9 protein-coding genes and 1 pseudogene are annotated in these 14,752 nt (G+C 53.9%); 4 read left to right on the forward strand and 6 right to left on the reverse strand.

The features are described from left to right. Positions 1-156 precede the first annotated feature (156 nt). On the forward strand, positions 157-942 hold the full coding sequence (locus BK127_RS34335) for an arylamine N-acetyltransferase family protein (RefSeq protein WP_076236768.1): 786 nt from the start codon (positions 157-159) through the stop codon (positions 940-942). A gap of 145 nt (positions 943-1,087) precedes the next feature. Then, positions 1,088-1,266 (forward strand): annotated as a pseudogene (locus BK127_RS34340) (H-type small acid-soluble spore protein). Positions 1,267-1,799: 533 nt separating this feature from the next. Here BK127_RS34340 and hepB read toward each other — a convergent pair. The 5 genes from hepB to BK127_RS34365 form a co-directional block, all read right to left on the reverse strand. After that, the gene (hepB, locus tag BK127_RS34345; RefSeq protein ID WP_076236770.1) at positions 1,800-6,395 is read right to left on the reverse strand and encodes a heparin/heparin-sulfate lyase HepB; all 4,596 of its coding nucleotides are present in this window, start codon (positions 6,393-6,395) and stop codon (positions 1,800-1,802) included. Between the two features lie 65 nt (positions 6,396-6,460). Further along, positions 6,461-7,462 carry a Gfo/Idh/MocA family protein gene (locus BK127_RS34350; protein WP_076236772.1) on the reverse strand — a complete coding sequence of 334 codons (1,002 nt, stop codon included), beginning with the start codon at positions 7,460-7,462 and terminating at the stop codon, positions 6,461-6,463. 30 nt (positions 7,463-7,492) lie between these two features. Further along, the gene (locus BK127_RS34355) at positions 7,493-9,100 is read right to left on the reverse strand and encodes an extracellular solute-binding protein (protein ID WP_076236774.1); all 1,608 of its coding nucleotides are present in this window, start codon (positions 9,098-9,100) and stop codon (positions 7,493-7,495) included. 41 nt (positions 9,101-9,141) lie between these two features. Next, positions 9,142-10,011 (reverse strand): carbohydrate ABC transporter permease, encoded by an 870-nt coding sequence (locus BK127_RS34360; RefSeq protein ID WP_076236776.1) that lies wholly within the window; start codon positions 10,009-10,011, stop codon positions 9,142-9,144. Between the two features lie 27 nt (positions 10,012-10,038). After that, the gene (locus BK127_RS34365; protein ID WP_256711579.1) at positions 10,039-11,091 is read right to left on the reverse strand and encodes an ABC transporter permease; all 1,053 of its coding nucleotides are present in this window, start codon (positions 11,089-11,091) and stop codon (positions 10,039-10,041) included. A gap of 363 nt (positions 11,092-11,454) precedes the next feature. On the opposite strand from BK127_RS34365, the gene BK127_RS34370 reads away from it, so the two are divergent. Together BK127_RS34370 and BK127_RS44140 are read left to right on the forward strand one after the other, a co-directional pair. After that, positions 11,455-13,650: a helix-turn-helix domain-containing protein gene (locus tag BK127_RS34370; RefSeq protein ID WP_076236778.1), complete on the forward strand. Its 2,196-nt coding sequence runs from the start codon at positions 11,455-11,457 to the stop codon at positions 13,648-13,650. Next, positions 13,647-13,796: a hypothetical protein gene (locus BK127_RS44140; protein WP_179097709.1), complete on the forward strand. Its 150-nt coding sequence runs from the start codon at positions 13,647-13,649 to the stop codon at positions 13,794-13,796. The genes BK127_RS34370 and BK127_RS44140 overlap by 4 nt, the downstream gene beginning before the upstream one ends. Before the next feature lie 190 nt (positions 13,797-13,986). Here BK127_RS44140 and BK127_RS34375 read toward each other — a convergent pair whose 3' ends face one another. Beyond that, on the reverse strand, positions 13,987-14,745 hold the full coding sequence (locus tag BK127_RS34375; RefSeq protein ID WP_076236780.1) for a PIG-L deacetylase family protein: 759 nt from the start codon (positions 14,743-14,745) through the stop codon (positions 13,987-13,989). Positions 14,746-14,752 lie beyond the last annotated feature (7 nt).

The following is a 14,752-nucleotide window of genomic DNA, read 5'->3' on the forward strand; positions in this document are numbered from 1 at the left end:
GATCCCTTCCTTTTCGGTCTTTTCTACATCATTACCCGAATTGGTCGGTTGTTTAAAACACGAGTTCATTCTATATAGTATATCATCTGGCGGCATGTTACTATATATGCAAAATCCGCTGTAATCTTCCATCCACTATAGAAGGAGTCGATAGAGGTGCACAAACAATCTAATGCTCTATCATCTGAGGTATTGGCTTATCTAGATCGAATTGGGTACAACGGCCCGATGGATACAAGTCTGACTATGCTATCCCAGCTACAGGAGTGTCATCTTCATACGGTGCCTTATGAAAATTTGGATATTGTGAACCATCTCCCCCTTTCACTTGCGATTCCTGATCTGTATGACAAGATCGTAGTTCGCCATCGCGGCGGCTACTGTTTTGAGCTTAATGCACTGTTTGGATGGCTATTACGCGAGCTTGGCTATTCCGTGACCGATTACTTTGCCCGTTTCTGGCGTGATGAACCGAATGAGCCGCCCAAACGCAGACACCATGTCCTTCAAGTAGATGTTGCGGAAAGTCGCTATCTATGCGATGTAGGAGTTGGTGGAGCCGTTCCCTGCCGACTGATCCAAATGACAGAAAATTTGGAGCATCAGCAAGGTTATGAGTGTTATCAGCTGCAACGTGATGCGTATTATGGCTGGGAGCTGTGCGAACAAAAAGGCGATCAATGGAGACGTATCTATACGTTCACTGAAGAACCCCAGCTGCCCAAGGATTACCTGATGGCATCTTACTGGTGCGAGAATGCCCCTGATTCTCCCTTCACCAAGGAGGCAAAAGCCGCCATGCGTACAGCAGCTGGCCGTCATACACTAGCTGGATCAGAATTTCGCAGTTTTTCTGAAAACGGTGTTCAAATATACATACCACAAACACAAGAAGAGTATGCCAAGGCATTGCAAACCTATTTTGGAATTGTAATCACATAACAAGGTTGAAGGACTTCTGGTGTGCTTGGGATGGTCAAAATCCAAAAAAATCCCCCTCCAGCAGCAGCTGTAGCTTCTCTTAGAATAGCTTTAGATTTTGGTGCAATACTATAATGTTGTCACTCAAAAATGTGGAGGCTATTACATGAACATTCAAAGAGCACAAGAAATTATCGCTTCGCCCACCATGGTTAACGTGACCTATCAGGGGTTCAGATCTATATTCAAAACGTTGATGAACAGACGGAAATGGCTAGAATCTATACGCTTGACGAGCCTGAGAAGGAATGTACGGTCCCTCTGCACAATTTAATTGAACAATAGAAACATACAAAAAAAGTCGTCTCCGCTGCGGGGGCGACTTTTTTAGAACCGAATGTATAAACCAGTAGTCCTTCTGAATACAGTTCGCAATACAAGAACTTGATAACAAAATAACAAGAACTTTATCAAAGCGCGACGATATTGAAGCACATGCTGCAATTCGTGCAATTTATAGATTAACGAACAGCTACTCGCGAGGGGTTTGCTCCCAAACAATATGAATCTTCAATTCCACTAAATAACGTGGTTTTGAAGGTTCATTTGTATGCTTTACGAGATGCTCTTACCCAGGCATATCCTGTGATAGTCCCTTTTTTAGCCGCGATATTCGCTGCCGGACTGTCGATGGCGCCCTTCGATGACGACTGATACGAGAAGAGGGCATCCGATCCGGGGTACAGCTGCTTAGCATGCGCCCCGGGTTCCCTCTGCTTTCACATTCCTTGTCTGCCATTTCAATATAATATACAGCGATTCTTAGCTGTCCGGGCTGGCTACCGCCGATGCGTCCCTTAATGGGCTCACCGTTTGCTTTACTGCCCAGCCTGCGCAGGCCTTGCGAATTTGATTTCGATAATAGCGTTCCAGTTGCTGTTGGAATTGCCCTTCGCGTTATAGCGAATATAGCGGGCCTTCGTATTCGTTGGGAAGCTGAACGTTTCGTAGACGAAGGCGGCTAGGCCGCTGCCCTCGCCATTCTGAATGACGGGCGTCCAATTCTCGCCATCCTCGGATACATCGATACCAAAATACGCTTTTCGCTCGTTGCCCTTATTGAACATAATCTCCATGTCGGATACGGTCTTGACCGACCCGAGATCGTAAATGACCCAGTGATTCGTGCCTTCCACCGACCATAACGTCTCCACGTTGCCATCGATGCTTCTATCCGGCGTAGTATCCTCGAAATAGCCGCTGCTTGTGCTTACTGTAATCGGAATATAATCCTTGGCGGGCGCCGGAGGCGTCCCCGGCTGCACGTAAATTACGTTCGCGAACGTATCCCTGGAGATCGCTGCAAAATACGTATCCGACAGCACCGTCGCCGGAACGAGCAGTGTCTCGCCATACACCGACGCAGCGACGGTCATCGCGACGGGCGCATTGTCCCAGTACGCTGTCGAAGCGCCGTTAGCAATGCTCAGCGTGTGCCCGTCTTTTTCCGCTGTCATCGTATCGGTCTGGTCGTCCCAGGCCCAATCCACGCCAAGCTTGCTCAGAACAGGCTGAGCAGGAAGCAGCAGCTTCCCGTTCTGAAGCCTTGCCCCGGTCTCCGAATAGACGAACCGATTGTTTACGCGGATGTACATCTCGTCGTTCACAGGCGGCTCAACCGGGATAACCGGACGGACGGCGTTGGCATTTTTGTAGGTCAGCGTGTAAGCGCCCGCCTCCCCACGGAACACGGCAACGCCTCCGGCTTCCGTCACGATCGCTTCGCCACTGTTAATCCCGTTCCGCTGGATCGTCCAGGTGCCTGCGGCCAGATCAGCCACGGTCATTTCGTACGAGCCACTGCCGCTAAAGGAGAAAGCCACATCGGCGGAGGTTCGGCCCTTCGCTTTGCCGAAGACGACGACGCGGTCCGCGACGACGGCCCCTGCGACGTTCGCCGTCTCAATCAGGGATACCGGCAGCGACGCCGTGTCCGGGCTGGCGTCGCCCACCTGAAGCACGTTCAGGAAATAATCCTCAGCTTTGGCCGTTTGTGGGGAAAGCTCCATTCGCCAGCCGCCCCCTTCGTTGTTGCCGCCGGCAACCGTCAGCGCGTCGTAGTTGACGCCGTCCACCATAAACTCCTGGCCCGGGCCGCCGATCTTCTGAATTTGGGCGTCGCCCGCCTGAGGCAGCATCGTATCGACCGTCAGCTTGCCGTTGTAATCGTACCGCTCGTTTTTGAACACTGTCCGGTTGCCGTTAATTTCAGGCTCCTCCAGACCGTGCAGCAGCCACGTTTTCTTAAAATTCGGGTTCACGGACACGACGCGGTCGAACACCACCATCGCCGCCGGATGTGCGTCGTCCTGCAAATTCAGGAACATGAAGCTTCGTTCGTAATCGGATATTTTATTCGAGTACGCCTGGGTCAAATCGCCCTTCAGGTAAGAATAGTTCGGCTTTATCGGGTCCTCACCGTATTCATGCCCCATAATCCCGGCCGTTCGGTAACCGTTCGCCGTGTTTTGCAGTTCCTCCAGCGTCTTCGGTTCCTTGCCGTTGTTCGGAATGCGTTGCCCGCCGTCATTGGCGCGGTTGTTGCCCGAACGAACGAACGTTTCGTTCGGATCGTAGACGAGTATGGTGTTGTGCGCAATCGAACGCTTATTGTAATCCAGGTCGTGCGGGCTTCCGTATCCCGTGCTGCCATTATTGGTCTGGCTGGACACCGTCTTCAGCGCAGCCTGATAGTAGCCGGAATCGGTCGCGAGCGCGCCTTTATAATAAATTTGGAAGGACCCCGCATCCAGATGCTGATGGTTGGCAAACCACCATTCGTTCACCTCCATTTCCGCTACGACCGCGGGTGCGTCCACGCCGTCCTGCCAGCCGGTGCGGGCGATCATGCCGCCCTTCGGTGATGGATAATACATCGTCAGAGGCAGCTCGCTGACCGGGCGTCCGCCCAAATCCGGATCGTTAAAAACAAGAAATTCAACCGGATTAAGCGACTGATTGCTTGTCGGAGACGGCAGCTTTAAATATGGCAGCTCGCGCATCCCTTCCTCTTTCAAATACGGATCGCCGAAGTAATTGCCGGTCAGCAGCATCGAGCGATAGAACGAAGCGTCGTACACGCCGACCGCGTTGTTGTTACGGCTGCCGTCTCCATCGCGCAGCAATTGGCCATCGGGACGTCTGGCGTAGAGCGGCCAGTACAGCGCATATTGCTGATCGGGGCCAAAAACCTCGGGATGCCCGGCCCGGTCGTAAAGCCAGGTCGCCAATATTTCCCACTGAAAGCGGTACTGCATATAATGCTCGCCCTGATTGTGCATGTGCGCCGGGTACATAAATAATTTCGGCTCAATATATTCCGCAAAAAAACGTCCGACCGTATTCTGAAAAATATCGGGTCGCTCATCATACATCGCAATGCCCGCAGCAGCGAGATCGCGCATGAGTTGGCCTTCCACCCCATGACCAACGACGGCCCCCTGATTGATCGGCGGCCAGCCGATCTCCATGAGCGACGCCGCAGACGTCACGAAATTGGCGAACAGCGTCTGATCCTCGCGCGTCAGCAGCGGATAGCACCAGTCGTACACCTCCGCGGCGACAAATACGGTCTGCCCCTGTCCGTTATAATCGCCTGAGGTGAACTTGACCGTCGTCATAAAATTGCGCATCGCGGTGATCGCGCTCAGACCCACCTGCGAATCGCCACGCATCGCGTATTCGAACGCGCGGCTCTCGATGACGCTGAGCGTCGCGGCGCTAAAGTTGGTGCTTGCCGAGGTAGCGGGCAGGCTGCCGTCCACGGTCGAAAGCAAATTCGTCTGGTGCTTGACCAGCGCGTTCACATTTTGCGGCTTGACGCTGTTCGCGAGTATGCCTGGAATGTCCGAGCTTCTGAAATAAATCCGCGGATGCCCCGCCGGCGGCGCAAATTGCGTCGGCATCGGGTAAGCTGGCTCGACGTACTCGTCGCCGCCGGGGTTATAAAGCACATCCGCGGTGACGTAGAGCGCGTCCATCTTCAAAGCGCCCTCGCGGTGGTACAACTTCAGCGCATTCGTGCCTGCGCCGAGCGCCGTCGTTTTGACTCGCACCCAGATAAAGCCGCCGTCCTCGCGGACCGGGAAGCTGGTGCCGTAGAGCGCGCTGTTCAGCGCCTCGTCGTTGAAGCCGATATAGAACGAATCGGCGGAGTCCCTCTCCGCATTACCCCGGAGCCAAACGTAGTACGTACCCGCAGCGCTCATCTTGAACGGCAGCACGATTTCCGGCATTTTGCTATCGGGATCGGTCAGATTGCCGCTCGACACCGTATCCGAAATATATTTGCCGCCGGAAGCATATACACTTTCTTTCATCGTGAAGTTTCCTTGAAACGGCGTATCCTCCAGCTCGATTTTCGTATCCAGCGCGTACGTTGGCAGTGGCGCGGTGGCGCCTGGGTCGTACAGCACGTTGGATGTCACATAAATTGCGTCCATTTTGAGCCCCTTCTCGCGGTGGTACAGCTTCAGCGTATTCGTGCCCACGCTGAGTGCCGCCGTTTTGACCCGAACCCAGATAAAGCTTCCGTCCTCGCGAATCGGAAAGCCGGTGCCGAACGGGCTGCTGTTTAACGTTTCGTTGTTGAAGCCGATATAGAACGTGTCCGAGCCGCTGCCCGCGGCGTTGGCCCGAAGCCACACGTAATAGACGCCAGCCGTGCTTATCGTGAAGGGCAGCACAATCTCCGGCGTTTTGCCGTCGGGATCGGTCAAATTACCGCTCGACAGTGTGTCCGATATATATTTGCCGCCGGAAGCGTATACACTCTCATTCACCGTGAAGTTTCCTTGAAACGGCGTATCCTCCAGCTCGATTTTCGTATCCAGGGCGTACGTTGGCGGCGGCGCGGTAGCGCCGGGGTCATACAGCACGTTGGACGTCACATAAATTGCGTCCATTTTGAGCCCCTTCTCGCGGTGGTACAGCTTCAGCGTATTCGTGCCCACGCTGAGCGAAGCCGTTTTGACCCGAACCCAGACAAAGCTGCCGTCCTCGCGAATCGGGAAGCCGGTGCCGTACGGGCTGCTGTTTAACGTTTCGTTGTTGAAGCCGATATGGAACGTGTCCGAGCCGCTGCCCGCGGCATTGGCCCGAAGCCATACGTAATAGACGCCTGCAGCGCTGATCGTAAAGGGCAGCGAAATCTCCGGTGTCTTGCCGTCGGGATCGGTCAAGTTACCGCTCGACACCGTATCCGAAATATATTTACCTCCGGAAGCGTATACATTTTCCTTCACCGTAAAATTGGACGCAAACGCCGTATTTTCCAGCTCGATCGTCGTATTCAATGCGTAGCTTCCTTCGTCGGCGTGCGCTGACGGTGTCGGCAGGAAAGCGAAAATACCACATTGAACGAGCAGGCAGCAGCAAAGCAGCGCCGCTAGCATGCGTCTTGCACGCTTGTTCATCAGCAAATCCTCCTTAAAATCGTTTATTTTCCTTCACGGCTGCAGAGCGGGCTGGAGGCCGGACTCTACCCCTGCCTCCGGTATTCGCTGCGCCGCTTGCGAATGCAGTCCGCAATCTCCACGGATTGCAGCGCGGACACCACCTCCCCTTCGGGCTTTCTTCCGGTCGCCAGCGCCAGCAGGAACGATTCGTTCTCCTGATAGAAGCCGTTGGTCACCGACATGTCATCGGCCGGGCCAAGCGCGTCGCCGCGAATTTCCTGCTCCTCCCTGCCGCCTGTAAACCGCCTGATCCGGCCCGGCCAGTCGACGGAGTGCCAGACCGGCAGCTCGACAAAATAGGTCTTGTTCAGCAGGCTGACCGACGCCCGCTCCATAATAAGGCCCTCCGCCGGACAAAAGCTGAGCCGCGCCGACGCGCCCGAAAACATGCGGGCGTGCAAAAACACATTCGCTACGCCGGGTCCGAGCTCGGGTAGCTCCTGATAAGCAAACACAACATGCTCATAGTCCGAACCGGCGATAAACTGCACGGCATCGATGCCGTGAATGGCCGTTTCGGCAAAATCCTCGTCCCGCCGATTGTGACGATACATATCGTACCGGATCGAGTGGATGTCCTCCGGCCGGTGCGCTTGCTCCAGCAGCTGCTTCAGTTCCATCATCACTGGCATATACCTGCGATTGAACGCCACCCGGTTCGCGGCCCCGCTGCGCTCCGCCGCTCGGACAATCGCCTCCGTCTCCTCGCGGTTCAGACCAGGCGGCTTCTCCACCAGCAGCGGGTACCCCTGCTCCAGAATGGCAACGGCCAGTCGGGCGGTCAGATGGCCGGGCACGAGGAGGCAGACGACATCCGGCCTCTCCGCCTCCAGCATGGCCATCAGGTCGGTATAATGCCTGCCGAAGCCGAACTTGGCGGCAAAGTAGGCCGCCTTGCCCTCCTCCTTGTCGCAGCAGGCGGCGAGCCGCAGGCCGGGATAGGCCTGGGCCAGCCTGCGGTAAGCGGGGCCGTGGACGGACTCCGCGATGTGGCCACAGCCGACGAGGCAAATCGATAATTGCATACTCTTCTCCTCCGATTAGCGATGCCTGAATTATTTGCTTTCCGCCTTATACCGCGCATAAGCACTGTTATACGCGTCGAGCACCTTTTGCAGGTTCATCTTGTTCATTTCCTCCAGATGCTTATCCCACGTAGCATCGACGTCCTGAGCGCCCATCAGTCCTTTCTGCTCATATTCGTCGAGGAACGGTGTTAGGTTGACCATCGCGTTGTCGATCGTCTTTTTCTCCTCGGCGGTAAAGGTGAGCACGGGGAACGGCTTCGCCAGCCAGTTGCTTTTTTGGTACATCGTAAAGCCGTTCTTGCCGATGTCGTTCATCGAATTCAGCTCGCCCGCCAGCGAGCCACGGCGGCCGATTTCGTAACCTGCCCCAATGCTCCGCAGAAAGTTCGGAAATCCACCGGAGTGGGACAAGGCCACAGGCTTCGGAACGGGCTCGTTGTTCACCAGCTCGTAATGCGTGCCCTCCAGACCGAAGTTCATCAGCCGTTCTCCTGTCGGGCTAAAGAAAAAGTCCATATACCGGATAACGGTGACAGGGTCCTTCGCCTGCGCGGAAATGCCCCACGCGTACGAATGGATCGGCTCGCGGGTATGATTGAATTTCACCTTGCCCGTGACGTCCGCGGGCGGCGCCATCGCCACAAAATTGATCGCCGGCACCTGAGCCTTCACCGCATCGTTCACCGCCGCTGTGGAGCCAAACCAGTCAATCGTCGCGCCGCCCAAATTGTTACCGAGCAAAAATTGGCGCGCCTGAGAGCCGCGGGTGAAAATTTCCGGATCGATAATGCCGTCCTTATACCATTGGGACAGTTCCTTCAGCGCAGCCCTGTATTCCGGCTCGGCCTTGCCGTGATGCACCTTGTCGTCCTTGCCGACGTACCATTCGTGGTTCGCACCCCATAGCTGGAGCAGCGGCCTAATGCCTTTATCCCGGTAGAAATAAGGAACCTCGTCCTGCTTCCCGTTGCCGTTCGGGTCCTGCTGGCGGAACGCGTACAGCGCCTTCTTGTATTCGTCCAGCGTCGTCGGCGCTTTCAGTCCGAGCTTATTGAGCCAATCCTGCCGGATAAAGAAGCCCATCGAAGGCAGCGCTTTGCCCGGCTCTCCGCCCAGCGTGCCGGTGAGCGTATACAGCTTGCCGTCCGGTCCCGCGCCCGCGCGGCGGGCCTCCGGGTAATCGGCTAAAAACTTCTGGATGTTGGGCGCCTGCTTTGCAATCAAATCGTCAAGCGGGATCAACGCCCCTTGGCTGATGATCGGGTTGATCGTATCACGCTGCCCATGGATCAGATCCGGCAAATCTCCGGAGGAAAGCATAGTATTAAACGCCTGCTTCTCTTCGGTAATCGATTCGTTGGCGACGTTCTTCATCGCCACATTCGTGATTTTGGCCGTTTCCCTCCAGGCGGGCATGTCGCCCTTGGGCGCACCGTTCCCGCCGAAGGCGTAGAACAGCGTCACCGTGATGGGCTTGTCGGTAATTTTGAGCTGATCCTTGCCATTGTAGCCCGATCCCGCGCTTGATTCCTGTGTCGACGTAGCCGGCCCCTGCTCCCCGTCGCTTTGACAGCCGGCGAGCAGCGCCGGAACTATGGTCATGAGCAGCGTCAGCACCGCATATTTTTTTCTCATCTGTAACCAGACCTCCCAAAATGTGTTGAATGAAACAGTTATCAACCCTTAATCGCACCCACCATAATGCCTTTGACAAAAAATCGCTGAATGAACGGATACAGCACGAGCATTGGAATCACCGCAATGACGATCGTCGCATAAACGATGGTCTGCTCGGTCATGACGTTGGCGCTGAAATCGATCGCCTCGTTCACGTTGTAGGACACCTCGACGATGAGCTTTTTGAGCAGCACCTGCAGCGGGACCAGGCTCTGGTCCTTCAGCAGCAGCATCGACCAGAAGTAGGCGTTCCAGCGGGCGACAAAGTAATACATCGTAATGGTAGCCAGTGCCGAGACGGACAGCGGCAAATAGATGCGGGTCAGAATGACCCAGTCGCTTGCGCCGTCCATCTTCGCGGATTCCTCCATGGAATCCGGCACATTTTCAAAAAACGTGCGCAATAAAATGACATTGAATGTGTCGACGGCAAAGCAGAGCAGGATGCCGAGACGCGAGTCCAGCAAATGCAAGTTTTGAAAATTTTGGTAAACGGGTATCATGCCCGCGCTGAACCACATCGTCGCCAGCACAAAAAACGTAATGACCTTCCTACCCTTCATCCGCCGCTTGGACAACGGATAAGCGCCAAGAATCGTCAGCACCATGCTGACCAGCGTGCCAAATACAGCGTAAAAAATCGTGTTGCCGTAGGCGGTCCAGATGTTCTCCATCCCGATCACCTTATAGAACGAGGCCAACTCGAAGCCCACGGGCAGCAGCGTCACCGCTCCGGTCGCCACCGCCATCGGCTCGGAGAACGCGGAAATGATGACGTAATATAGCGGATACAGGGTCACAAACACGAGCAGCAGCATAAGCAACGTATTGAACGCGCCGAATATTTTTTCGCCGGTTGTTCGACTCACCTTTTTGTTCCTCCCGGTAGCGAAGCGTTACATAATGGATACGTCGCTTATTTTTTTGGACAGCCTGTTGGCGCTCAGGACGAGAACCAGCGAGACGAAACCGTTAAACAATCCGACGGCTGTCGACATCGAATAATCCGAATTTTGAATGCCTACCCGGTAGACGAAGGTGCCGATCACGTCGGCGGTTTCATAAGTAATCGGCTGGTACAGCAAAATAATCATCTCATAGCCGATCTGCATGAAATGTCCGATTTGCAGGAGCAGCATAATCCCGATCGTTGGCAGCAGCCCGGGCAGTGTCACATGCTTGATTTGCTTCCAGCGCCCAGCCCCGTCAATAGTCGCAGCTTCGTAAAGTGACGAATCGATGGACATCAGAGAGGAAAAATATATAATGGAAGCAAAACCGGCATTGGCCCAAATACCCTGAAGCACGTAAATCGGCTTAAAAAATTCCGGTTTTGTCAAGAAGTATGCGCTTTCAAAACCAAGCTTTTGCAGTAAGATGTTCACAATCCCAATCGATGGCGACAAAAAGTTAACTACCAGTCCGGCAATGACGACCGTGGAAATAAAGTGTGGCATGTACGAGATCGTCTGTACTGCCGTACGGAACATTTTGCTGCGAACCTCATTGAACAAAATCGCCAGCACGATCGGAATCGGAAACCCAAAGGCCAAATTCATCAGGCTGATCGTCAGCGTGTTGCGGATAATTCGCCAGAAATAAGGGCCGGTAAAAAACTCCTGGAATTTCTCGAACCCGACCCACGGGCTCCTCGCATACCCGAGAAACGGCTTATAGTCCATAAAGGCCATACGCAAGCCGCCGAAGGGCAGGTAATAAAATATAATATAATAGATGACAAACGGAGCCAGCATCAGATACAGCAGCCTGTCTCTGTGCAGGCACACCAGCCATTCCGCCGCACGGCTCTGCGGACCTGCTTGCGGAAGCGAACGGGATTTGGCGGCCAGCTTCAACATTGTTCCTCCTTTCGAGCCTGAAGCGCGTGCTGTCGTATCGGCAGGGCAGTTGGAGTAGAATCGGGCTCCCAATGGAAGCAACGGGGACATTTGATCCTCCTATTATCGCGCCATGCTTCTCCATGCCTATCCCGGAAGTCACGCTTCTTCTCGCTTGTTATGTCGTTCACCGGTGAACTTCACACTTGAACTGTAGCACTTGGGTTGCGGACTGAAAACCCTTTCTTTGTTGGATAGGCCGAAAAACTTCCGATCGGCGGCCGAATTTGTTACAATTTTGGAAATTGGAACATTTTAAGGTGATGGGAGTTCATTTTTTGGATGTTTAGATGTAGTATTTAGAAGCATAGAGATATAAGCGCTAAGCTGCCATTGTAAACGCTTACCTGTCGGTAGGCAAAGCCGAAGCGGAAGGAAAGGTTTTTTGCCGAAGGCGATGAAGGGGGGACCGGTATGCGCTATTACCGGAAAATGTTTTTCGCTTTTGCCAGTGTCGCGCTGGTCTTTACGTTATTGCTGGAGGCAATTTTCGTCAGCCTGTACTGGATTCCGTCGAGGAAGCAGTTCTCCGTGAATTTGGAACAGACGGCCCGACAGGCAAGCGAATATACCGATTTGCGCCTGCGCTCGCTTCAGGAGACCGGGGTCATGATGAATTTGTCGGACTACACGAGAGCGTATTTGATAGGCAGCTTAAACGGCTATGAACGGTTGCGGTTTGCCCGGTTTGTCAGTCTTCTCTCAGGCACCGTCCCCACGCTGAAGCAGGGAACAGCCGTTACTCGTTACGACGACGATTATGTCATCATGAACAATAGCACCGGAAATCTGGACTTCTTCCGCGCCAGCTTCCATATTCCCGAAGAGCTCCTGACCCGCACTATCGAGCAATTCAATGAAAATAAAAGCGACACGCTCCAAATTTTGAATGTCCAGGACGACGGGGGAGAACGCCTGTATGTGCTCGCCTTCTGCCAATGGGTAGGGCTTCCGCAGCCGCTGTACATATTCAACTCTTACACAACGCAGCAGCTGTTTCATATGAATGCCCTCTCAGATGGCACATTGGCCGTTTATTACAATAACCGTCTCGCTGCCGCCGCAGGCAAGCTGAATGTAGAGCAGTTGACGACGCGGCTGCAAAACGGCACCAACTACGCGGGATTGGACATTCGCCACGCCTCGTCCTCGGTTTCGGGCTTCCGCTACGTTTATTTGGCCGAGCCTCAGCGTATTTTCACTCCCGCGCTGCTCTGGATGTTCGGCGTAGGTCTGGCCGCGCTGGCCGCCAGTCTCGGCATCATGGGACTGATTACCGCAAGGATGTATCAGCCGATTCGCGGGGTGCTGATGACAACCGGCCAATTTACCGCCGGAGACGAAATGGCGCATATCCGCGACACAATCGTCAATCTGCATACGGATGTCGAGGAAATGGCCCAAGCACTGGCGCAGCACAAAGCCGCCCAGGAAAGCAGCGTCCTTCACGATCTGCTGACCGGCGTTATTCCCCCCGAACAGGCTGGGGAGGCGCTGGGGCCATTTCCCGAGCTTCCGGCGGAAGGACTTCTGGTGCTCGTCCTGCTGCGGTACGCACCCACCGCTCCGTTTGCCGGAGGCTTCCATCACGGCGTCACCGGTGAGGCCAGACAGCGGCTGGCCAATGCCTTGCAGCAGCATTTTGCGGCCTGCTCCTTTTTCCGTGTGGTGGAGATGAGCTTTGAAACCCAGGTTTTGCTGCTGCAAGCGGATTGGACGGAGAGCATGACCGAGGGGCTGAAAAATACGATCATCAGCGTCGAGCCGGAATACGGCCTGGATATTAGCGCCTTCATCCCTCCCCCGTGCGAAGGGCTAAAAAATTTGCCCGCCGCTTACCGCAAAAGCATGAAAATGGTGGAAGCCCGGGAATACGCCGGGTCCAACAGCAAGGTGGTCCATTGGGAGGAAGCTCGGACGCCGATGAAAAGCACCGTATATTTTCCGTTACAGGTCGAGCAAAACCTGATTAATTCCGTCATCCACGGTAAAACCGGCGCCTGGCAGTCGGCTGTCAATGAAATTATCGAGACGAACCGGGTCGAACGGAATGCCGCCGTCTCCTCGGTAGCCCTCATGTTCGAAGGAACGCTGAACCGGTTGCTCGACGGCTCGGGCGCGGCCGGACTGGAGCTGACGCATGAGCAGCTTCCCGCGGTCGAGCTCTCGTTCCGCTCCTGCCGCACCTATGAGGAGTTGAAGCAGCAGGCTCAGCATCTCTTCGACGTGCTTGCCTCCCGGTTCGCCTCGGAGCAGGAAAAGTCGAACAGCGGTCTCGCTGATAAGATGCTCGCTTACGTGCACGAGCATTACATGCACGAAATTACGCTGTTCGATCTGGCGGATTACTTGAACCTGTCGCGCAACTACGTCTCGACGCTGTTCAAAAGTGCCACCGGCTGCAACTTCAAGGATTATATCAGCGAATACCGCTACGGCAAGGCGCGTCAGATGATTCGGGAAAATCCGGATATGCGGATTAAGGAGGTAGCCGAATTGGTAGGATGCAACACAGATGCCCTGTCCCGCCTGTTCATGCGCTACAGCGGCATATTGCCGAAGGAGTACCGCGAACAGGCAAGCCAGGGGCTTGTCGAGTCCGGGGAGTGAGGCGAAGTACGGGCGCAGATAGCGCAGCCGACCCAGAATGTGCTGCAGCTCGGGCTATCACAGCCCATGGCTTAAAGCCGCTCAGTGGACTGCTGGAAAGAACCCCGTTTTGGTACTCGGATAAATTCGGGTTGAAACTACAGTGAGAGACTAAGAATAACCAGCAGTGAATGCCATCTAGAAACAGCCGTTCTGTTAGCTATTGCTAACAAACGGCTTATTTGTCCTGAGTTGTTATGAAAAAATGTCTTTTCTACTATTATACCATTCATAAAGTCAAGATAAGTATGTGATGAAGCTGACGAATCAGGTTTCCTCAAGCCGTCTCACCTTGCTTTATACTAAATCAATCGTCGGCAATTCATTTACAGACTTTACTGGCGGATCTATAGCTTGCCCATTGTCACGAACCAATGTGTAATATTCATAATTACCGATAACTGTAAAGTCAGACTCCATAACACCGGGATAAGCACGATTTACCGAATACACCTGACTTTTGTGAGCTTGTAGCGCCTGACCCTTGTGGATGCGATAGTCGCTAATATCGACTTTACTCGTTATGAGGCACTTGTTTGACGGTCCCGAGTCCTGACAATGATCATAATAGTGCGGTATTGATGTATACAAAAGTCTCGGAAGCTTGGAAGCAGGATACTGCTGTTCTGCTAAAATGACGGCTTTCTCCGTTGCCAGTGAAATCGTAATGTGATCTGCATGTCCAGTGACACCATCCGGCGGGAACGTCACGATGACGTCGGGTTCCAGCTCTATGATCGTTGTGCGGATTCGATCAACCAGCTGATCCATATCCTGTTCGATTAAACTTCCATCGGGATAACGATATAAAATTAATTGGGTAACTCCCAGAATCGAACAAGCCTTTTGCAATTCTTCTTCGCGGTGTAGGGCCAACTGCTCTCGAGTGGCAAATTGGAACTCCCCTGATTTGCCCTTACATCCCGATGTGGCGCATAGCAAGGTAACCTCATGTCCAAGGTGATGAACCTTGGCTATGGTACCTCCAGCCGCAAAAGATTCATCATCTGGATGAGGAAATATAAACAGCAATTTTTGTTGCGAATGGTTCTTCAATTCCTTC

The organism is Paenibacillus sp. FSL H7-0331 (assembly GCF_001956045.1).

What these genes read in the sequence shown, in the direction of transcription:
- BK127_RS34350 (WP_076236772.1), bottom strand. Translation starts at nt 7,462, where the DNA reads ATGCAATTATCGATTTGCCTCGTCGGCTGTGGCCACATCGCGGAGTCC.
- BK127_RS34355 (WP_076236774.1), bottom strand. Translation starts at nt 9,100, where the DNA reads ATGAGAAAAAAATATGCGGTGCTGACGCTGCTCATGACCATAGTTCCG.
- BK127_RS34365 (WP_256711579.1), bottom strand. Translation starts at nt 11,091, where the DNA reads ATGTCCCCGTTGCTTCCATTGGGAGCCCGATTCTACTCCAACTGCCCT.
- hepB (WP_076236770.1), bottom strand. Translation starts at nt 6,395, where the DNA reads ATGAACAAGCGTGCAAGACGCATGCTAGCGGCGCTGCTTTGCTGCTGC.
- BK127_RS34370 (WP_076236778.1), top strand. Translation starts at nt 11,455, where the DNA reads ATGCGCTATTACCGGAAAATGTTTTTCGCTTTTGCCAGTGTCGCGCTG.